We start from the raw sequence: 19,364 nt of genomic DNA on the forward strand, positions 1-19,364 counted from the left end.
GGCCTGCGCATGAACCATCCTGCGTTCTACGACCAGGCGCCGCGCATCGTGACGCGCGATCCATTGGCCGCCTTCCTCGGCGCCACCGGCGACGGCATGCTGGAGTACCGCTACATCGATGCGGTGCGGCTGGCTGGCCATTCCTGTCCCACGGTAGCCGGGGCCTACCTGATGGCACGCACCGCGCTGCGCGCGCTATATCCGGACGAACCGGCCGAACGCGGCGGCATCGCCCTGCGCATGCCGGCCGCCGAGGACGACGGCGTCACCGGCGTGATCGCGCAGGTGCTCACGCTGATCACCGGTGCCGCTTCGCGCAACGGCTTTCATGGCATCGGCGGGCGTTTCGTACGGCAGTCGCTGCTGGAGTTTTCGGACGCTGGAGACACTGCCGGCGTGCAATTCCGTCGTCGCGACAACGGCAGCGCAGTAGCGGTGGAACTGGACCTGACCACGGTGCCGGCGCCAGCGAACCTGCGCGAGCTGATAGGTGCCGCGCTCATGCCCGCTGCCACCGCCGAACAACGCGCGGCGCTGGCGCAGGCGTGGCAGGGCCGCGTACGGCGCCTGCTGCTGGATCATGCCGACGACCCCATGGTGTTGCGGCTGGCACGGCTGCACTGATCCATACAATGCGGCCGCGACGCGACGGCGCCCGCTCAGACGTCGAGGATCAGCAACGTGCCCTTGCTGCCTGGCGCCACCGCATGCGGCGTGCCCGCCGGCACCAGGTAGAACCCGCCCGCGCCGACCGTCACTATCCTTCCGGCCACGTCCAGGCGCAATTCGCCATCGAGCACAAGCAGGCCTTCTGCGTAAGCGTGCATCTCGGCCGGATAGGGCTGAGCATCCATGCGAAGCAGCTTGAGGTTGGCGTCGCCGATGCGCGCGACCAGCTTCGACCGCCATGCCTGGTCCAGCAGCGCGGCGCTTCGATGCAAGTCGACCGGGTCGCTCATCGCGTCGTCCTCAGCATCGTTCGCACGTGGCATCGACCTGCGCCACGGGCGGCCGCGCGGGTCGACGCCGCGCGTTCGCCAGCACCACCCCGGCTACCGTGATCACGCCGCCGACCAGAGTCAGCGCACCCGGCCGTTCGCCCAGCCAGAGCCAGCCTATGAGTACCGCGATCGGCGGCGAGAAGTAGATGAAGCTGGAGACCTGCGAGGCCGAGGCCTGGCGCAGCGCGGCGTTCCACGCGAGGTAGCCGACGAAGGTCGGCGCGATGCCCAGCCAGAGCAGCGCGGCGATGTGCTTCCACGGCGCGGCTTCCAGTGCCTGTGGCAGATGCAGTCCGAATGGCAGGGCGCCGAGCGTGCCCGCGAAGAACGTGAACGCGGTGACGCCAAGCATGCTGCTGCGTTCGAACAGTGGTTTCTGTCCGACCCAGTAGAACGCCGAAACCAGCACACTGACGAGTACCAGCGCCGCCATCGGCTCGAACCTCACCTGCTTGCCGCTCGCCAGCACCACCAGGATCACCCCGACCAGGGCGACGCCAAGGCCGGCCAGCATGCGCGGTGACAGCCTCTCGCCCACCCACACCGCCGACACCGCCGCGGTGGCGGCCGGTATCAGCGAGATCAGGATCGATGCGGTGCCGCTGGCGATGCGCGTTTCGGCGTAGTTGAGGCACAAGTGATACACGGTCAGGCCGGTCACGCCGAGCAGCGCCAGCTGCGGCCAGTCGCGCCGCGCGGGCAACGGTATCCGCCTGACAACCATCAGCGCGGCAAAGCACAGCGAACCGAGCGCAAGGCGCGCCAGCGCCACCTCGCCAGGCGAGAAGGAGGCCAGCGCGTAGGCGATCGCGGCGTACGCCGAGGACCAGGTCAGCAGGGCAATGCCGATGTAGCAGAGGGCGCGACCGTCGAGTCGGGCAGTATCCATGGGGACGGATCCTGAGATGGGAAGTGCGCATCCTAGTCTTGCCGATGGCGCTGGGGAATAATGGATCGAATCGTTTCCATGACGCTTCGCCGACGATCGAAATCTTCCACGAGGAGCCTGCCTTGGAATCGAAACCCGAGTTGGACGACAAGGACTGGCAGCTGCTGGAAGCGCTGCAACGGGATGCCCGCCTGGGCTATGCCGAGCTGGGGCGCAAGGTGCGACTGTCCGCCCCGGCGGTGGCCGAGCGGGTGAAACGGCTGGAGGAGGCCGGCGTGATCAGCGGCTACCGCGCCACCGTCAATCCCAAACGGCTGGGCTATGGCATCAGCGCCATGGTTCGATTGCGCTGCGACGGCATCACCTGCGCGCGTATCGGCGCGCTGGTGGAGGACATCCCCGAGGTGCTCGAATGCCGCCGCCTGGCCGGCGAGGACTCGGCGCTGCTGCACGTGGTGGCGATGTCGATCAGCCACCTGGAATCCGTGCTCGACCGCCTGCTGAAAACCGGCGCCAGCAACAGCACCACCACCCTGATCGTGCTGCAGACACCGCACGAGCACAGACCGCTGACGCGGGCGATGTGGAACGCGGCGGTGGCCATGTCGCGCGAATGATCGTCATGTCGGCGGGACAAGCTCCGCACCATTCGTCGCGATGGGCTGGAGCCCGATTTTCATTCGGGCCTATCATCGGCTTCGATCCGACGGCGCGGTAGCGGCGGCGGCGAATCCACGCATCGCGACGACGCCATCGCACGCCACCGAACGGCAATCCCGACACCCTTATCCCATTGACCGATGCCGATGACCGACCAACCGACCGACAAGCCAGCCGCGCCGCCCGCCGACGCCCCGCTCAACCCCGAACGCCGCCGCCTTCTCGGCGGCATGGCGATGGCCGGTGCCGCGCTCACCCTGGGCGCCTGCACGCCGCTCGATGGCAGCCGACCGGCTGCAGCCGGCACGCAGGAGCTGCCCGCCGCGGTGCTCGACGCGCTGCTGCGCCAGCACATCCAGCAGGTGGTGGTGCTGTACGCCGAGAACCGCAGCTTCAACAACCTGTTCGCGCATTTCCCGGGACTGGCGCAACCGCTGAAGAATCTCGACGCACCTGAATACCGCCAGCGCGATCGCGACGGCAGCCTGCTCGCCACCTTGCCGCCGATCTGGGGTGGCCTGGCGCCGCATGCGCAAACCGTCGATGGCCGGCATTACCAGATCGACGAGCAGGCGATCACCGGCCTGCCGAACCGGCCGTTCGCGTTGCACACCGCCGAAGGTGCACCGTTGCCACACGGCGTGGTCACCCGCGATCTGGTGCATCGCTTTTACGAAAACCAGTTGCAGATCAATGGCGGCCGCAACGATGGTTTCGTTGCCTGGGGTAACACCGGCGCGATGGTCATGGGCCACTACGCCGACGGCGCCGCGAACCTGCGCCTGTGGCAGCTCGCACAGCAGTACACCTTGTGCGACAACTTCTTCATGGGCACCTTTGGCGGCTCGTTCCTCAACCATCAGTATCTCGCCGCCGCCCAGCCGCCGTTCTATCCGGATGCCGACCGGAGCCCGGCCAAGATCCAGATCGCCGTGGTGGAAGGCGACGACCCCACCGGCATCCGTCCGAAACTGGCTGATGGCTCGCCGGCCAGCGCGATGCAGGGCCGCGCGGAGTTCGCCGCACCCGACGCGCTCACACCCGATTTCTGGGCTGTCAACACGATGGGGCCGGCCTACGCGCCGGCCTTCACCCACGACAAGCACGATCCGCTGCGCGCCGACGCCACCAGCCCGACCACCCTTCCGCCCCAGGCGCACCTCACCATCGGCGATGCGCTGTCGCAGGCCGGGGTCGACTGGGCGTGGTACGCCGGCGGCTGGCAGCTTGCGCTGGACGGCCACGGCGATGGCGACCACCGGGTGTTTCCGGAAGTCCCGAATTTCCAGATCCATCACCAGCCGTTCAACTACTTCCGCCAGTTCGCGCCGGGCACCTCGGCGCGGCAACAGCACCTGCGCGACGCCGGCGTCGGCAGCCGCGCCGACAGCAACCACTTCATCGCCGCGATCGAGACCGGCACGCTGCCGCCCGTGTCCTTCTACAAACCGCAGGGCGATCTCAACATGCATGCCGGCTATTCCAGCGTGGCAGCGGGCGACGAGCATCTGACGCAAGTGGTCGAAGCGCTGCAGAAGAGCCCGCAGTGGCCGCACATGCTGGTGGTGATCACGGTGGACGAGAACGGTGGCTGGTGGGACCACGTGGCGCCGCCCAGGGGTGATCGCTGGGGACCTGGCACGCGCGTTCCCGCCTTGATCGTGTCGCCTTTCGCGAAGAAGGGGTTCGTCGACCACACCATCTACGACACCGGCTCGATCCTGCGTTTCATCACCCGCCGCTTCGGGCTGAAGCAGCTGCCCGGACTCAAGCTGCGCGATGCCGCCATGATCGCCGCCGGCGGACCGCCACCGGGCGACCTCACCGCCGCCCTGCAGTTCGACGCCAGCTGATCACCCCACTCAAAGGACGACCTTCCGATGCGCCAGATGTACCCCGACATCGAGCCTTACCAGACCCACCGTCTCGCGGTCGATCCGCTGCATACGCTGCACGTGGAGGAGTGCGGCAACCCCGACGGCTTGCCGGTGGTGTTCCTGCACGGCGGCCCCGGCGCGGGGCTGGCCACTTACCACCGGCGCTTCTTCGACCCGTCGCGCTACCGCATCGTGCTGTTCGACCAGCGCGGTGCCGGCCAGTCCACGCCGTTCGCCGAGCTCGTCGACAACACCACGTGGCACCTGGTCGCCGACATCGAGAGGATCCGCGAACAGCTCGGCATCGAGCGCTGGGTGGTGTTCGGTGGTTCGTGGGGCTCGACGCTGGCGCTGGCCTATGCACAGGCGCATCCCGAACGCGTGCTCGGCCTGGTATTGCGCGGCATCTTTCTGGGTCGCCCGCAAGAGCTGCGCTGGTTCAACGAAATCGACGGCGGCGCCTCGCAGATTTTCCCCGAGCGCTGGGCCCGATTCCTCGATTTCATCCCGCACGGGGAGCGCGAGTCGATGCTGGACGCCTACTGGCGCCGCCTGACCAGCAATGACGAAGCGGTGCGTCTTGCCGCCGCAAAGGCGTGGAGCGCATGGGAAGGCGGCAGCACCACGCTGCTGCACGATCCCGACGGCAGTGGCGATTTCGAGGACCCGCACAAGGCGGTCAGCCTGGCCGTGATGGAAGCGCATTATTTTCGCCATGCGATCTTTCTCGAACCCGACCAGCTGCTGCGCGGCATCGATCGTATCCGGCACATCCCCGCCACCATCGTGCATGGCCGCTACGACATCATCTGTCCGGTGCGCAGCGCGTGGGACCTGAGCCGGGCGTGGCCGCAAGCGACCCTGCACGTGGTGCTGGCCGGCCACAGCGCGGCCGACCCGGCGATCGTCGACCAGCTGGTGCGGGCCACCGATCGGCTGGCCGATCGCTACGCCTAGACCGGCCCGCGCGCTCACGGCGCCGAGGTGGCTTCTGCCGGAAGCAGGTCCGGCTGTGCCTGGTACCAACGCCGGGCATGCAGCAGATGGAAGTGGCGCTTGCCGTCGGCCAGCGCCACGCCAAGGCCCAGCACGCCCCAGCGCGCATACAGATCCCCACTGGGCTTGCCGTCGCTCACGCGCAGATGCGCAAACACGTCGATGCGCTCGTTGCTCCCCACCAGATGATCGAGGATGAAATCGCCACGCTGCGCTTCGACCCGGGCATGCGCAGTGGCCTGGCCGACGTTGATCAGGTTGGCGATCCATGAGGGGAACGCACTGCGATCGGCGAACAGCGAAAGCAGCAGGCTGACATCCTTCATCACCAGCGTGGCGCTGCCGCGCAAACGCATGGGGTGATCCCAGTCCAGGCGCCCCTGCTGCAGGGTCACCCTGGCCCACCACGGCGGCGCGCTGGAACCCTCCACACGCACGCCATCCAGGTTCAGCGTGAAATTCTTCAGCTCGAAGGCATGGCCGGCGCGCTGGGCGCGATCGATCCGCGTATCCATCGTGAGCTTGCCGGCCAGCCGCGATACGCCGAGCGCCAGTCGTGCGGCGGCGCTGCTCATCTGCATGCGGCCGGCACTCACATCGCCGTGGCCATCGATGCTGAAGTCGGTCGACATGCGGCCGGTACCCTGCAGGAAATACAGGCTCTTGCCGGGCAAATAGCGGTTGTAGGCGCGCAGGTCGGGAATATCCGCATCGGCAAAGTGCAGCCGCGCCGTGAACGCTTCGCGGAACCTGGCCAGGTCATCCGACGACTGCAGGTTCACCTGCAGCGCGCGGCCGCGCAGATAGGCCTGGCCTGCCGCCATTCGCGGGGCCAGCGTGAAACGCTCCACGGCGAGATCCGCCAGCAGCCGCGCGCCACCCGCGCCGGCCACGACACGAGCGCGCGCCTGCGCAGCGCCGGCGAACACGTTGTCGAGGATGTTCGCCACCAGTGCCGCCTTCGGCACGTCGACACGCGTGCCAGGCGCCAGCCGCCCGGCATCGATCCGCAAGGCGCCGACGATATCGCCTGCGCCGTCCAGTCGCAGCCAGGGCCTGGACATCGCCAGCGGCGTCAGCCAGCCCAGCGAGGCGAAGTGCCAGCGGCCCTCAACGCTGCCGGAAAGCAGCCGCAGCACCTCGCTGGCCGAACGCCGCGGGAACACGTGCCGGCTGGCAAACTGCAGGTGCGCTTCCAACTGGTTCGGCGCCGTGGCGCCGCCGGGGCCCGCGGGTGGCGGAATCCGCGCGTCGACCATCACGGCAGCGGCCTGCACTGCAAGATCGAGCTGACCGCGGCGCTGCTGCTGGGTTCCGTCGGCATCGGTGATGGCTACCGGCGCGTTCCATTGCAGGCGTCCGCCTGGCGCCAGGGTACCGTGATCCAGCAACAAATCCGCGCTCAGGTGACCGCCCTGCGACGACCGCCTGGTCGCGAGCGCAGCGGCCTTGTCGGCACCCAGCGCGATCGCCGGCGTGGTGCCTTCGATCACGGCATGGATCTTCGCGCGCTCGAGTTTCTGCCAGCCCGGCAACTGATCGTGGGTGAAGGGATCGAACGCAAAATGGACGTCCAGCCTGGCATCGCGCAGCAGCTCCCGTCGGGCGTAGTGCACGCGCGCGTTCGGCATCAAGACGTGCGAAGGGAAAATGGCCGTCGAACCGCCGCGCAATTGATGGGTGAAGCCGAGCTCGGCCTCGCCGTCACCCTCGGCGACCAGGGCACCCAGGCGCACCTGTCGCAACGACAGCGTGCTGACGCGATCGGCCGTGATGCGCCACGCATCGCGCCGCCATGGCGGCGGCTTGAGATCGATCGTGGTCGGCTGGATGTCGAGGCTCACCGCCGAGGTGCGGACCGGGCCAAGGCGCAATTGATGCCGAAGCAGTGGCCACAGCATGATGCGGCCGCTCGCTGCATCGCCTTGCGCGCTCCACAGCAATTGTCGCGCCTGGCCATGCAGCCGCAGACCATGCGCATGGATATCCCCCGGCCACAGCGTCCACGCCCAGGTCCACTGCGCATGAAAGACTTCCGGCTTGCGGTTGACCTCCGCCGAAGCCAGTGGACTATTGAGAAAGAGATTGCCGCCGATCAGATAAAGCGCATACAGCACACCCAACAGCCACAGCAGTCGACGCATGGGTGCAGACAATGTGCGCATCAGACTCGGTTCGCGGCGTGGACGGTCCAGCATGGCGAGCTTCGCGTGATGGCGTGGTGGAGCGGGCGGTTCCCCCGTGCGGAGTGCCAACAGGCCCGTTGGAAACCCGGCGATTGATCACGGCGACGTTGGACCGGCGCAAGAAACGGATGGCTCGGAACGATGGCGCCATCCACACTGGCCCCAACTTCTTCTAAACGGGAATGCACGCCATGCTGACGCTGTTCGACTACCTGCCCTCGCAGAATGCATGGAAGGTACGCCTGCTGTTGAGCCATCTCGGGCGACCCTACCGAACCGTGCCGGTCAGCATCTTCGAAGGCGAAGGCCAGACCGCGCAGTACCGGCGCATCAACCCGACGGGCACGGTGCCGGCGATCCAGCTGGAGGACGGCCGCGTGCTGGCCGAGTCGAATGCGATCCTCCTGTACCTGGCCGACGGCACGCCGTACCTGCCAGCCGATCCGTTCGGGCGCGCGAAAGTGCAGCAATGGCTGCATTTCGAGCAGGAGCGGGTGGAATCGGTGATCGGCTCGCTGCGTCACTGGACGATGACCGGCAAGCTGGCGCGTCGCTCGCCGGAGATGATCGAGGCCAAGCGCAGCGGCGCCGTGCGATCGCTGGGCATCCTCGAAAGCGAACTGTCGACACGGCCGTTCATTGCCGCCGACCGCTACACCATCGCCGACATGGCGGTATTCGCCTATGCCAGCCGTGCGGAGGAAGCCGGCCTGTCGCTGGATATGTACCCGCACTTTCGTGCGTGGATCGCGCGGGTCGAGGCCCAGCCGGGCTTCCTAGCCATCACGCATCCGTATTCGATCGATCCGTACTCGACGCTCGAGCTGAGCTGACCCGGGGCTTTCGCCACGGGCGACGGCAGCGGCGCCGATGGCATACTCGGCGCTTTCCGGCCCGAGAGTTCCCCATGCGCCTGCTCCCCGCCCTTGTCTTCGGCATGCTGATGCTGCCTCTGGCCGCCTATGCCAACGATCCGGACTCCTACGCCCAACCCGACCAGGTGCGCGTGACCCATCTGGATCTCGATCTGACCATCGACTTTCCGCACAAGCAGCTCGACGGCCTGGCCACGCTGAAGCTGGACTGGATGAACCCGAAGGCGCAATCGCTGGTACTGGATACGCGTGACCTGAAGATCGCCAGGGTCGAGGCGCTGGCCGCCGACGGCAAGGCCACGCCGCTGAGTTATGCGCTGGCGCCACGCGACAAGCAGCTCGGCAGCAAGCTGACCATCGTCACGCCGAAGCATCCGGCGCAGGTGCGCATCGTCTACACCACCTCGCCCGAGGCATCCGGCCTGCAGTGGCTGACGCCGGCGCAGACCTCCGACAGGAAACTGCCGTTCATGTTTTCGCAATCCGAATCGATCCACGCGCGCTCGTGGGTGCCGCTGCAGGATTCGCCGGCGATCCGTTTCACCTACCACGCGCACGTCCGCGCGCCGACGGACGTGCGCGTGGTGATGAGCGCGATCAACGACGCGAAGCATCCGTTGAACGGCGACTTCAGCTTCGACCAGCCGCACCCGATTCCGTCCTACCTGCTGGCGCTCGGCGCGGGCGACATCGCAGTGAAGGAAACCGGGCCGCGTTCGGCCGTCTATGCAGAGCCGTCGGTGGTGGCCAAGGCCGCGCATGAATTCGAGGACACCGAGAAGCTGATCGCCGCCACCGAGCAGCTGTACGGCCCGTACGCCTGGGACCGCTACGACATCCTGGTGCTGCCGCCATCCTTCCCGTTCGGCGGCATGGAGAACCCGAACATGACCTTCGCCACGCCGACCGTGCTGGTCGGCGACAAAAGCCTCGTCTCGCTGGTCTCGCACGAACTGGCGCACTCGTGGTCGGGCAACCTGGTGACCAGCGCCGCCTGGCGCGACATCTGGCTCAACGAGGGTTTCACCACCTACGTGCAGGGCCGCATCACCGAGGCGGTGTATGGCAGGGCGCTGGCCGACGAGGAGGCGCTGCTGTCGGCGCACGCGTTGCAGAAGAGCATCGGTGCGATGCCGGCCAACGCGCAGAAGCTGGCGCCCGATCCGCGCGGCATCGGCGCCGACGATGCGCTGTCCGACGTGGCCTACGACAAGGGCTCGTGGTTGTTGCGCACGTTGGAACAGCGCTTCGGCCGCGACAATTTCGACGCGTACCTGAAGGGCTACTTCCGCCACTTCGCGTTCCAGAGCATCACCACCGAACAGATGCTCGGCTACATGAAGCCGAACCTGATCGAGAAGTACCCGGGCAAGATGGACATGGAGGAGGTCAAGGCCTGGGTATACGGCCAGGGCATCCCGAAGAACGCGCCGTTGCCGGACTCGCCGCGCTTCAACGCGATCGACCGCGAACGCACGGATTTCCTCGCCGGCAAACTGGCCGCCGACAAGCTCGACGCCAAGAGCTGGAACACGCAGGAGTGGATGTACTTCCTCGACCGCCTGCCCGACGTGGCACCCCTGGACAAGCTGCAGCAACTTGATGCCGCCTGGCACCTCACCGGCACGCCGAACGCCGAGATCGGCATGCGCTGGTACAGCCATGCGATCGCCGCTGGCGACAAGGCCGCATGGCCGGCGGCCGCCGAACATATGGTGCGCATCGGCCGCTTGTATCTCACCACACCGCTGTACAAGGCGTTCGTGAAGACCCCGGAAGGCCTGGCCTACGCCGAGCAGGTCTATGCCAAGGCGCGGCCGGGGTATCACCCGATGACCCAGCAGGCGGTCGAAGGCATCCTCGCCAAGGCGAAGGCCGCCAAGCACTGAGCTGGCCGCAGCGCCCGGCCTCACCGTTCGCGCCGCGAGAACGTAGCGCGGCGCGCGCGGGGCGGCCAAGGATGGCGCTGCTTGAGGGCCATGGGGGCTGCGGGGCCACCCCTTCGCCGCGGCCCCGCGGCCGCCCGTCGCGCCCAGGTCAGGGCCGAACAGTGACGTTCCGTCTCCCCCGTTTCCGTCTCCACACCACCGGTCGACATCCACATGCCCCAAGCCATCGACGCCGCCACCCCGCTCTGGAAACGCATGCTGTTGCGCCGACTGAAATTCCTGGCGTGGCTGGTCGCGTTGCTGGCGATCGTGCTGGGCGGCAGTTATCTGTTTGCCCCACAATGGCTGATGCAGGCGAACTTCAAGCGCGAGGCGATGGCTGCGCATCTGGAAGCGCACTCGGTGCAGGCAGGCGACACCCGCTGGGCCTATTACGAAGGTGGCGACGGCCCGACCATCGTGCTGCTGCACGGTTTCGCCGCGGACAAGAATGTGTGGCTGCCGGTGGCCCGATGGCTCACGCCGCATTTCCACCTGATCATTCCAGACCTGCCTGGCTGGGGCGAGTCCTCGCGCGTGGCAGACGCCAGCTACACCATCGATGCCCAGGCCGCCCGGCTGGATGCGTTCGTGCAGGCGCTGCGGCTGCCGCGCTTCGTGCTGGTCGGCCACTCGGTAGGCGGCGCCATCGCCGCGGCGTACGCCAGCGACCATCCCGAGCACGTCGCCGAACTGGCGCTGCTGGACAGCTTCGGCCTGAAGGCCAGGTCGAATGCATTCGATCGCGCCGCGCTGGCCGGCACGAACCCGTTCGTCTACGACGACCGCGCCGGCTTTGCCCGCGCCACCGCGCTGGCGTTCAACCAGCCGCTGGATCTTCCCGGCCGTTTTGTCGACGTGCTGGTCAAACGCAACCAGCAGGACCACGCCTTCATCCGCCGCAGCTTCAGCGAGCTGCGCGAGCCATCGCAATACCTCGCCGTGCAAGACCGGCTTGGCCAGCTGGGCATGCCGGTGCTGGGATTGTGGTGCCATGACGACCGGATCGTCGACATCTCCGCGCTGGACAGCCTGCGCAACGGCCTGAGCGCCGCCAGCGCGATCAGCACCAGCGTGATCAATGGCTGCAACCACATGCCGATGCTGGAAAGGCCCGAGCAGACCGCGCAGATCCTGACCGGGTTCGCGCTGTCGCATTGAATCCGGGACCAGCCCGGCCGGCCGCGGTAGCCGGTCACGTGCGAGTCAGCTGTCCCGAGCACATCATTGTGAATTGCGGGTGACAACATGGGAGAATGGAATCCGTTGCCTCAGCAACCAGCCCTGCTTCCTTGCATGAAAACGGAACGATGCAGCAACCGATGAAGCAAAGCTTTATACGTTCAGGCGTTGACGCGATCGTGCGGATGTCGCGCACCCGCACCAACTACTGGGCTGAGCTCGGCGTGGATACCATGCTGGGTGGGCTGCTGGTGGTCGAGGGCTGGCGCCTGCACGCGGGCAGCCGCTGGACTGCCTTGCTGGCCGTCGGACTGGGCCTGTTCGCCTTCAGCTTCATCGAGTATTTCTTTCACCGCTGGATGTTCCACACGCGCGTTCCGCTGTTCGAGCAGGGCCACCGCACACATCATGAGCAGCCGCTCGGCTACGACTCGCTGCCGTTCTTCCTGCCCGCGGTGGTGCTGCTCACCCTGGCCGGCATGTTTGCACTGGTCATGCCCACGGGCTTTGCCTTGCTGATGGCCGGCGCGATCACCTTCGGCTACATCATCTACGGGCTGAGCCACTTCATCATCCATCACGTGCGCTTCAAGCAGCCATGGTTGCGTCGCTGGGCCGGCGCGCACCACGTGCACCACTATCACCCTGACAGCAACTTCGGCCTCACCACCCCGCTCTGGGACGTGCTGTTGGGTACGCGTTACGTGCGGCAGGCCCGCAAGCACTGACCGAAGCGCCGTTCCAGGGCGGTTGTTCCTGCCGCCGCTTCGCGATCAGTCGGCGACGTCATCGATCAGGCGATCGAGTTCCGCCTTGAGGATGGCGCCATGCTGGCGCAACCAGTTGCGTTGCTCACGCCAGTCCGGGAACAGATGTTCCACCTGCGTCCAGAATCGCGGCGAATGGTTGCGCACCTTGAGGTGGCACAGTTCGTGCACCAGCACATAGCGCAACGCGGGCGGCGGAGCCAGCGCCAGCGCCAGATCGAGGTTGATGCGGTCACGGGTATCGAGGCTGCCCCACAGGCTTTTCATGGGACGGATCCTCAGCGCGGTGGGCGCCAGGCCCAGCTGGGGCACGTAGCTGGCCAGCCAGCGCGAGACGTCGCGGCGGATCAGCGCTTCCAGGTGCGAGGCGAGCAGGCCGCGGGCAATCGGCAGCGCCCGGGTATGCGGGCGCGGGATCACCAGGGTCAACCCGGTTTCATGCGATTCGATCTTTGGATAGGCACCCTCGGCCCAGTCCAGCTCGGCCAAGTCGCCACGCAGCGGAAACGTGCACGCATAACCCACGCGCAGCGGCGGCAACGGCTTCACGATCAGGTTCAGCTCGTCGAGCTTCTGCTCCAGCCAATCGGCGTGAGTGCGCAGGAACGCGCTGACCTGCGCCGGATGGGTGCCGTTGGGGTAGGTCACCCGGGCACCCTTGGCCGTGATGGTCAGGCGCAACCGGCGCGCGCGCGGATGGGCGGCTTTCAGCACCCGGATGATGCTGCCGCCTACGGTCGCCAGTTCCAGCCAATCGCCTTCCAGATGCTGCGCCATGATGCTGCCGGTCGGCACCTCGCCGTGGTTCGTGGGGACGGAATCCGAACCGCCTGCGAACGGCCGGACTCCCAGTATGGCGCGGCCGTTGGTGAAACGGGAATGGATTTCTCGTTCAGCTATCGGCTGGACGCGGCAGCCCGAACCATTCTTCCAGCTTGCCCAGCAGGCGCTCCAGCTCCAGCGTCAGCAGCGCAAAACTGGCGTCCAGCTCGGCCTGGGCGTCCTGCTGGCTGTCGCCCAGCTCGTCCATCACCACGTCGAGGAACTTCAGCTTGCGGATGACCAGGTCCTCGCCCAGCACGAAGCTGATGCGGTCGTCGAAGGTCAGTCCCAGCAGGAATACCTGCTTGCCGTTGCGCAGGTGCTCCTTGACCTCCTCGGCATCGAGATCCTGCCGGCGGCAGCGGGCGATCGCGCCGGTGGCGGTGGCCGGATCTCGCAGTTCGCATTCGTCGCCCAGAGTCAGCCCGGCCGGCAGGTTGCCGGTGGACAGCCAGTCGGTCATCAGCACGCGCGGACCTTCCTCCGGCGCCAGCGGTACCGCCGGGAAGCTGCCGAGCGCCTCGCGGATCTGGGTCAGCGCATTCTCGGCCGACTTGCGGCTGGACGTGTCCAGCACCAACCAGCCGTTTTTCTTGTCGACGTAGGCCGACATCCGCGAGTTGCGCACGAAGGCGCGCGGCAGCAACTCGTTGAGCAGATCCTCCTTGATCCGCTTGCGCTCGCGGCCGCCGACCTTGCGGCCCTCCTCTTCGGCGATCTTCTGCACCTTGCGATGCAGCTCGTCGTTGATCACCGCGGCCGGCAGCAGTTTGTCCTCGCCGCCGACGGTGAGCAGGATGCACTGCTTCACCGTATGCGTGAGCGGCTCGGCCTCGCCGCGGCCGACCGGCGGCACGAAGCCCTTGGTGAACATTTCCAGTGGCCCGCATGGCCGCAGCCGGTGTTCGGCCAGCGCGTCGTCGAGGCGGTTCAGATCAGTGGCTACGGTGGGGGAAAAGCGGAACAGCGTGAGATTGCGAAAAAACATTCAATGTCCGGATGAGGTGCGGCCCGAAGGCGGGGTTTGCTTGATGGTCACTCCGGCGCAAGCCGGAATGACGACGTATGACTGGCCTGCCGCGATCAGCCGCTGACGGCCGCCACCGCGGCGGCCACGGCGTCAAGATTGCCGCGGTTGAGTGCGGCTACGCAGATGCGGCCGCTGTCGAGCGCGTAGATCGCGTACTCGTCGCGCAGCCGGCGCACTTGCGCCTCGCTCAGGCCCGAGTAGGAGAACATGCCGGCCTGCTTGTTGATGAAGCTGAAATCCGGCGCTCCGAGCGCGGCGAGCTTGTCGACAAAGCCCGCGCGCATCGCGTGGATGCGCGCGCGCATCTCGCCCAGCTCCTGTTCCCAGCGCGCGCGCAGCTCGGTGCTGCCGAGCACGCCGGCGACCAGGGAGGCGCCGTGCGCGGACGGGCTGGAATAGTTGGCGCGAATGGTCTGCTTGATCTTCGACAGCAACCGTGTTGCCTCGCCACGGTCGGCACCGATCATCGACAGTGCGCCAACCCGCTCGCCGTAAAGCGAGAACGACTTGGAGTACGAATTGGCGACCACGAATGCCTCGCTGCCCGAGGCGGCCAGCAGGCGCACCGCGGTGGCGTCTGGCTCGATGCCCTGGTCGAAACCCTGATAGGCCATGTCGATGAACGGCAGCAGCCGGCGCTCCTGCAACAGCGCGATCACCTGCTGCCATTGCGCCGCATCCAGGTCGACGCCGGTGGGGTTGTGGCAGCACGCGTGCAGCAATACCACGGTGCCGGGCTCCAGTTTCCCCAGATCCTCCAGCATGCCGGCGAAGTCCAGGCCGTGGCTGGCCGGATCGTAATAGCGGTACTGCAGCAGTTCGAAACCGGCGGTGCGGAACACCGCGTGGTGATTGCCCCAGCTGGGGTTGCTGATCGCGATCCTCGCGCCGGTACCGGCCACCTGCTTGAGCAGGTCGGCCGCCACGCGCAATGCGGCGCTGCCGCCGATGGTCTGTGCGGTGGCCACGCGTCCTTCCGCCAGCAGCGGCGATTCGGCGCCGAACAGCAATTGCTGGGTGAGCTGGTTGTAGGCCGGCAGACCGTCGATCGGCAGGTAACCGCGTGGCCTGCCCGCCGCCACCAGTGCCTGCTCCACCTCGTGCACGGTCGGCAACAACGGGATGCGGCCCTGCTCGTCGACATAGATGCCCACGCCCAGGTTGATCTTGCCCGGGCGCGAGTCGGCCAGATAGGTCTCGGTGAGGCCCAGGATCGGATCGCCCGGGGCCATTTCAACGGATGCAAAGAAGGACACGGCGGTTACTCGACAGAGGGTGGGGACGAAATGTTCAAGCTTGCCTGGCCGCGGTCTCATCCGTTGCGTCGGCCAGCCAGGCAGGCGACGCAACGGGCTGCGCGCCCAGCGTGAAATCGAACAACTGGCGATCGGCCAGCTGCGAGGGTGACACATGGCCGAGCGCGCGGAAGATGTTCTCGCTGCGCCCGGGCTGCTGCTGTTCCCATTCGGCCAGCATGCGCCGCACCGCCTTGCGCTGCAGATGGTCCTGCGAGCCGCACAGGTTGCACGGGATGATCGGGAAATGTTCATTGAGCGCGTGGGCGGCGAGGTCGCTTTCGCGGCAATACGCCAGCGGCCGGATCACCACGTGGCGTCCATCGTCCGAACGCAGCTTGGGCGGCATCGCCTTCAACTGCGCCTGGTAGAACATGTTGAGGAAGAACGTGGCGAGAATGTCGTCGCGATGATGGCCCAGCGCGATCTTGGTGATCCCGTTGGCGGCGGCCCAGGTGTAAAGCGCACCGCGACGCAGCCGCGAGCACAGGCTGCACATCGTCTTGCCGGCAGGAATCACCCGGGTCACCGTGCTGTAGGTGTCCTGTTCGATGATGTGGAACGGCACGCCGCGCGCCGCCAGATAGTCGGGCAGCACGTGCGCGGGGAACCCCGGCTGCTTCTGGTCCAGGTTCACCGCGATCAGGCCGAACCGCACCGGCGCCCTCGCCTGCAGCTGCAGCAGCAAGTCCAGCAAGGCGTAGGAATCCTTGCCGCCGGACAGGCACACCATCACCTTGTCGCCGTCTTCGATCATGCCGAAATCGCCGATCGCCTGGCCGACCTGCCTGCGCAGGCGGCGGGCCAGTCTGTCGGCCTCGGCGGCCGGCGTGTGGACAGGTTCGGGCTGGACGGACATGGACGACCGATCGGGCAGAAGGACCGTCATTGTAGCGGCCCGCCGCCCGGCTTCGAACCGGCAAACGGCGTTAGACTAGAAGAACCGCCCCAAGCTGCCGCTATCGCCATGCAGGTTCAGGATCACGCCGAAATCGTCCATCTTCTGGCCGAGCTGCGGATGGAGCATCGTGATCTGGATACGGTGATCATGCAGCTGACCAGCGTGATCGGCCGCGACGAGCTGCAGCTGACGCGGCTGAAGAAACGCAAGCTGCTGCTGAAGGACAATATCGCGCGGCTCGAGAGCAAGCTGATCCCCGACCTCGACGCCTGATTCCACGCCACCGCGGACGCTCGATGAACCCGATCACTCCGATCCGCCTGCAGGACGACTACGTCGTGCTGGAACCCCTGAGCCTGGACCACGCACCGGCACTGGAAGCGGCCGCCGCCGACGGCGAACTGTGGAACCTCGCGGTCACCAGCGTGCCTCCGCCGGGCCGCGCCCGCAGCTATATCGAACAGGCGCTGCAGGGCCAGGCTGCGGGAATCATGCTGCCGTTCGCCGTGAAAGAGGCCGGCAGCGGCGAGATCGTCGGCAGCACCCGCTATTACGAGATCGACGCCACGCTGCCTCGCCTGGCCATCGGCTACACCTGGTATGCCAGACGCTGGCAGCAAACTCATCTCAATACGGCGTGCAAGCGCCTGCTGCTGGAGCACGCTTTCGAGACCTTGCAATGCGTGGCGGTGGCGTTCCACACCGATGAGCGGAACGAGAATTCGCAACGCGCGATCGAGCGCCTTGGCGCGCAGCGCGAAGGCGTGCTGCGCGCCCACAAGCGCCGCACCGACGGCAGCCTGCGCAACACCGTCTGTTTCAGCATCCTCGCCGAGGAATGGACAAACGTGGCGAACTGGCTGGACATGCGGCTCAGCCGCCTGGCCACGAATCGGCAGGAGCGCAACGGATGAGCGAATGCTCTGGTGCGCCGGCCAGGCCAACGGCACTCGCACACCGGGTGCGCCCCTAAAGCAGGCGGTTGACCAGCCTGTCGAGCCGCGTACGGTTCAACCGCCGCAGCAGTTTGCGCACCTCGGCCGGGTAATTTCGCGGGCTCTCCAGCGCGCGGTAGTCCGGTAGTCGCGTGGCGTGCTCCCGCAACGCCGCCCACTCGGCTTGATGCTTCGCCTGCAGCAACCGCTCGGGGTCGCGCAGCACCAGCCCGTTTTCCAGATCCAGCGTCCACGCGCGCGGGTTGAGGTTGTTGCCGGTCAGCACCGCCACGTCGTCATCGATGAACAGGCCCTTCAGGTGATAGCTGTTGTCCCCGTCGCGCCACAGGTGGATGTTCAACTGGCCGCTGGTAATATGCGCGTGGTGCGCGCGTGCGAAGCGCCTCAGGTTGTTCTCGTACAGGTAGGGCAGCAGGCCGATCGTCTTGAACGGCTGCCCCGGCGGAATATAGAAATCGTTGGCGGTCTTGTCGCCGACCATGAGGTCGATCAGGCAGCCGCGGCGCAACAGCAGGCCCAGCACCGCGCGCACCGGCCGGGGCAGATTGAAATACGGCGTCAGCAGGATCAACCGTCCACGCGTGGCGCGCAGCAGCGCCAGCAGTACGTCGTTGAGCGCGTTGTCGCTGCCGCCGAACCCCAGCAATGGCGTCACCGCCACGTCAGTGGGCCCCAGCGTCGCGTCCGGAACGTCGTAGCGGGCGCGTTGCAGATCCTGGCGGAGCTCGCGTATCGCCGGCTGCAGCGTGCGCGTAGCCGGCACGTCGGCCACGTTCAAGCGGCGCACCGCGTCGCTGTCCACGAAATGGCGCTGCACGAAGTCCGCCATGGCATCGGCCAGCCCGCGATGGTGCAGCACGTGATAGCGGTCGAGCCGGTAGCGGCCGTGGCGCATCAGATAGACGTCGTTGAGGCTGGCGCCGCTGTACAGCACGGCGTCGTCGATCACGAAGCCTTTCAGGTGCAGCACCCCTAACAATTCGCGGTTCTGCACCGGCACGCCGTAGATGTCCACGCCCGGGCCGAGCCGCGCAGCGTAGTCGCGGTACATGCCTGCATTGCCTTCACTCTTCTGCTTGCCGATCAGCCCGCGCCGCGCACGATGCCAATCCACGAACACCGATATCTGCAGCGATGGCCGACGCGCCTTCGCCGCATACAGCGCGTTGAGCACCTCGCGACCGCCGTCGTCGTCCTGCAGGTACAACGTGACGATCACGATACGTTGGCTGGCCTGGGCGATCAGCCGCAGCAGTTCGCCGCGGAACGCGGCCGAATCGCGCAACACCTCGATCGCATGGGCGGGCACCGCGAAAAACGGCAACGCCTCCAGCGCCGGGGACGTCTTTGGCTGGCGGCGGAAGGGCAGCATGCGCCGCGCGAGGCGGGCGGGAGCGGTGATCAGTGTGTTCATGGCGACATCGAAGGGTGCAGCGCCCATCATCGCAAACCCGCGCGGATGCGCCTACCGCTATGGCGTGGGATCAGCCGCCGAGCCGATGGCCCGGCAGGCACGGCGTCGCGGGCGGAACGAAAAGAGCGCTCCGAAGAGCGCTCCGGGAAAGGCGAAAGCGCTGGTTTCATCGCACCGGAAAGGTCTGCGCGTTGCCGGGGGCGCCCGGCGAGTTGGCCGGTCGGTTGTTCGAGGAAGGCGCGGGCGCGATCTGGCGACCGCACTGATAAGCGCCCCAGGGCTGGGAGCCGTCGACGGGTTCGGCCAGCGGCTTGATGGTGTCGGCGTGCATCTTGGCCGCCTCGTTGCGGGCCAGCACTTCCAGTTCGTCGCGCACGGTGATGGCATTGCGGTCGACCGGGCCCACGTGATCCATCACCGACACGGTGACCTTGCCCAGATCGCGGCAACTGGAAACGTCGCCGCTCCAGACCGTGCGCACATTCTTGGCGGCATCGTCCATGGTGATGCCCCAGCTGCAGGCACTCAGCAGCAGAACGGGGATGAGCAGTGAAAGGATCTTGCGCATGGGCGACTCCGCGGCGG

19 protein-coding genes are annotated in these 19,364 nt (G+C 66.9%); 10 read left to right on the plus strand and 9 right to left on the minus strand.

Translation table 11 applies throughout. The features are described from left to right. Window positions 1-9: 9 nt before the first annotated feature. Complete coding sequence (locus ACFPME_RS08355) at window positions 10-624, plus strand: FmdE family protein (protein ID WP_377304070.1); 615 nt, start codon at window positions 10-12, stop codon at window positions 622-624. A gap of 35 nt (window positions 625-659) precedes the next feature. Here the strand turns inward: ACFPME_RS08355 and ACFPME_RS08360 are convergent, their stop codons facing one another. Together ACFPME_RS08360 and ACFPME_RS08365 are read right to left on the minus strand one after the other, a co-directional pair. Then, window positions 660-959 (minus strand): cupin domain-containing protein, encoded by a 300-nt coding sequence (locus tag ACFPME_RS08360; RefSeq protein ID WP_377304072.1) that lies wholly within the window; start codon window positions 957-959, stop codon window positions 660-662. A 10-nt stretch (window positions 960-969) separates the two neighbouring features. Continuing rightward, on the minus strand, window positions 970-1,890 hold the full coding sequence (locus ACFPME_RS08365; RefSeq protein ID WP_377304074.1) for a DMT family transporter: 921 nt from the start codon (window positions 1,888-1,890) through the stop codon (window positions 970-972). 122 nt (window positions 1,891-2,012) lie between these two features. On the opposite strand from ACFPME_RS08365, the gene ACFPME_RS08370 reads away from it, so the two are divergent. The 3 genes from ACFPME_RS08370 (at window position 2,013) to pip (ending at window position 5,384) form a co-directional block, all read left to right on the plus strand. Then, on the plus strand, window positions 2,013-2,507 hold the full coding sequence (locus tag ACFPME_RS08370) for an Lrp/AsnC family transcriptional regulator (RefSeq protein ID WP_377304077.1): 495 nt from the start codon (window positions 2,013-2,015) through the stop codon (window positions 2,505-2,507). Between the two features lie 189 nt (window positions 2,508-2,696). Then, on the plus strand, window positions 2,697-4,403 hold the full coding sequence (acpA, locus tag ACFPME_RS08375; RefSeq protein WP_377304079.1) for an acid phosphatase: 1,707 nt from the start codon (window positions 2,697-2,699) through the stop codon (window positions 4,401-4,403). Window positions 4,404-4,430: 27 nt separating this feature from the next. After that, window positions 4,431-5,384: a prolyl aminopeptidase gene (gene pip / locus ACFPME_RS08380; protein WP_377304081.1), complete on the plus strand. Its 954-nt coding sequence runs from the start codon at window positions 4,431-4,433 to the stop codon at window positions 5,382-5,384. A gap of 14 nt (window positions 5,385-5,398) precedes the next feature. Here pip and ACFPME_RS08385 read toward each other — a convergent pair whose 3' ends face one another. Next, complete coding sequence (locus ACFPME_RS08385) at window positions 5,399-7,567, minus strand: hypothetical protein (protein ID WP_377304083.1); 2,169 nt, start codon at window positions 7,565-7,567, stop codon at window positions 5,399-5,401. A gap of 233 nt (window positions 7,568-7,800) precedes the next feature. Here ACFPME_RS08385 and ACFPME_RS08390 point away from each other — a divergent pair, with 233 nt between their 5' ends. The 4 genes from ACFPME_RS08390 to ACFPME_RS08405 all read left to right on the plus strand — a co-directional run bounded on the left by ACFPME_RS08390 (window position 7,801) and on the right by ACFPME_RS08405 (window position 12,322). Further along, window positions 7,801-8,442 (plus strand): glutathione S-transferase family protein, encoded by a 642-nt coding sequence (locus tag ACFPME_RS08390; RefSeq protein WP_377304085.1) that lies wholly within the window; start codon window positions 7,801-7,803, stop codon window positions 8,440-8,442. A gap of 74 nt (window positions 8,443-8,516) precedes the next feature. After that, a complete protein-coding gene (locus ACFPME_RS08395; protein WP_377304087.1) occupies window positions 8,517-10,373 on the plus strand; it encodes a M1 family metallopeptidase in 1,857 nt (618 codons plus the stop codon). 255 nt (window positions 10,374-10,628) lie between these two features. Beyond that, window positions 10,629-11,573, plus strand: a complete 945-nt coding sequence (locus ACFPME_RS08400) for an alpha/beta fold hydrolase (RefSeq protein WP_377304391.1) — start codon at window positions 10,629-10,631, stop codon at window positions 11,571-11,573. A 206-nt stretch (window positions 11,574-11,779) separates the two neighbouring features. Continuing rightward, entirely contained in the window at window positions 11,780-12,322 is a 543-nt protein-coding gene (locus ACFPME_RS08405; protein WP_377304090.1) for a sterol desaturase family protein, read from the plus strand. A gap of 45 nt (window positions 12,323-12,367) precedes the next feature. Here ACFPME_RS08405 and ACFPME_RS08410 read toward each other — a convergent pair whose 3' ends face one another. The 4 genes from ACFPME_RS08410 to ttcA form a co-directional block, all read right to left on the minus strand. Next, window positions 12,368-13,138: a M48 family metallopeptidase gene (locus ACFPME_RS08410; RefSeq protein WP_377304092.1), complete on the minus strand. Its 771-nt coding sequence runs from the start codon at window positions 13,136-13,138 to the stop codon at window positions 12,368-12,370. Window positions 13,139-13,253: 115 nt separating this feature from the next. Next, window positions 13,254-14,171 (minus strand): recombination-associated protein RdgC, encoded by a 918-nt coding sequence (locus tag ACFPME_RS08415; RefSeq protein ID WP_377304094.1) that lies wholly within the window; start codon window positions 14,169-14,171, stop codon window positions 13,254-13,256. A 95-nt stretch (window positions 14,172-14,266) separates the two neighbouring features. Then, entirely contained in the window at window positions 14,267-15,469 is a 1,203-nt protein-coding gene (locus ACFPME_RS08420) for an amino acid aminotransferase (protein WP_377304096.1), read from the minus strand. 34 nt (window positions 15,470-15,503) lie between these two features. Continuing rightward, entirely contained in the window at window positions 15,504-16,367 is an 864-nt protein-coding gene (gene ttcA / locus ACFPME_RS08425; RefSeq protein WP_377304098.1) for a tRNA 2-thiocytidine(32) synthetase TtcA, read from the minus strand. A gap of 159 nt (window positions 16,368-16,526) precedes the next feature. Between ttcA and ACFPME_RS08430 the strand changes: the two genes are divergently transcribed. After that, complete coding sequence (locus tag ACFPME_RS08430; protein WP_377304101.1) at window positions 16,527-16,682, plus strand: DUF465 domain-containing protein; 156 nt, start codon at window positions 16,527-16,529, stop codon at window positions 16,680-16,682. A gap of 23 nt (window positions 16,683-16,705) precedes the next feature. Beyond that, window positions 16,706-17,323, plus strand: a complete 618-nt coding sequence (locus ACFPME_RS08435) for a GNAT family N-acetyltransferase (RefSeq protein ID WP_377304103.1) — start codon at window positions 16,706-16,708, stop codon at window positions 17,321-17,323. 55 nt (window positions 17,324-17,378) lie between these two features. Here the strand turns inward: ACFPME_RS08435 and pssA are convergent, their stop codons facing one another. Together pssA and ACFPME_RS08445 are read right to left on the minus strand one after the other, a co-directional pair. Then, window positions 17,379-18,779, minus strand: a complete 1,401-nt coding sequence (gene pssA, locus ACFPME_RS08440) for a CDP-diacylglycerol--serine O-phosphatidyltransferase (RefSeq protein WP_377304105.1) — start codon at window positions 18,777-18,779, stop codon at window positions 17,379-17,381. A 166-nt stretch (window positions 18,780-18,945) separates the two neighbouring features. Next, complete coding sequence (locus ACFPME_RS08445) at window positions 18,946-19,347, minus strand: DUF4156 domain-containing protein (protein ID WP_377304107.1); 402 nt, start codon at window positions 19,345-19,347, stop codon at window positions 18,946-18,948. Between the last annotated feature and the right edge of the window lie 17 nt (window positions 19,348-19,364).

It is taken from the genome of Rhodanobacter umsongensis, from assembly GCF_042654965.1.
In the GTDB taxonomy this organism is placed as follows: domain Bacteria; phylum Pseudomonadota; class Gammaproteobacteria; order Xanthomonadales; family Rhodanobacteraceae; genus Rhodanobacter; species Rhodanobacter umsongensis.

Coding starts and splice junctions, on each gene's coding strand:
- ACFPME_RS08355 (WP_377304070.1), top strand. CDS start 10: ATGAACCATCCTGCGTTCTACGACCAGGCGCCGCGCATCGTGACGCGC.
- ACFPME_RS08360 (WP_377304072.1), bottom strand. CDS start 959: ATGAGCGACCCGGTCGACTTGCATCGAAGCGCCGCGCTGCTGGACCAG.
- ACFPME_RS08365 (WP_377304074.1), bottom strand. CDS start 1,890: ATGGATACTGCCCGACTCGACGGTCGCGCCCTCTGCTACATCGGCATT.
- acpA (WP_377304079.1), top strand. CDS start 2,697: ATGACCGACCAACCGACCGACAAGCCAGCCGCGCCGCCCGCCGACGCC.
- pip (WP_377304081.1), top strand. CDS start 4,431: ATGCGCCAGATGTACCCCGACATCGAGCCTTACCAGACCCACCGTCTC.
- ACFPME_RS08385 (WP_377304083.1), bottom strand. CDS start 7,567: ATGCGTCGACTGCTGTGGCTGTTGGGTGTGCTGTATGCGCTTTATCTG.
- ACFPME_RS08390 (WP_377304085.1), top strand. CDS start 7,801: ATGCTGACGCTGTTCGACTACCTGCCCTCGCAGAATGCATGGAAGGTA.
- ACFPME_RS08395 (WP_377304087.1), top strand. CDS start 8,517: ATGCGCCTGCTCCCCGCCCTTGTCTTCGGCATGCTGATGCTGCCTCTG.
- ACFPME_RS08400 (WP_377304391.1), top strand. CDS start 10,629: ATGCTGTTGCGCCGACTGAAATTCCTGGCGTGGCTGGTCGCGTTGCTG.
- ACFPME_RS08405 (WP_377304090.1), top strand. CDS start 11,780: ATGTCGCGCACCCGCACCAACTACTGGGCTGAGCTCGGCGTGGATACC.
- ACFPME_RS08410 (WP_377304092.1), bottom strand. CDS start 13,138: ATGGCGCAGCATCTGGAAGGCGATTGGCTGGAACTGGCGACCGTAGGC.
- ACFPME_RS08415 (WP_377304094.1), bottom strand. CDS start 14,171: ATGTTTTTTCGCAATCTCACGCTGTTCCGCTTTTCCCCCACCGTAGCC.
- ttcA (WP_377304098.1), bottom strand. CDS start 16,367: ATGTCCGTCCAGCCCGAACCTGTCCACACGCCGGCCGCCGAGGCCGAC.
- ACFPME_RS08430 (WP_377304101.1), top strand. CDS start 16,527: ATGGAGCATCGTGATCTGGATACGGTGATCATGCAGCTGACCAGCGTG.
- ACFPME_RS08435 (WP_377304103.1), top strand. CDS start 16,706: ATGAACCCGATCACTCCGATCCGCCTGCAGGACGACTACGTCGTGCTG.
- pssA (WP_377304105.1), bottom strand. CDS start 18,779: ATGAACACACTGATCACCGCTCCCGCCCGCCTCGCGCGGCGCATGCTG.
- ACFPME_RS08445 (WP_377304107.1), bottom strand. CDS start 19,347: ATGCGCAAGATCCTTTCACTGCTCATCCCCGTTCTGCTGCTGAGTGCC.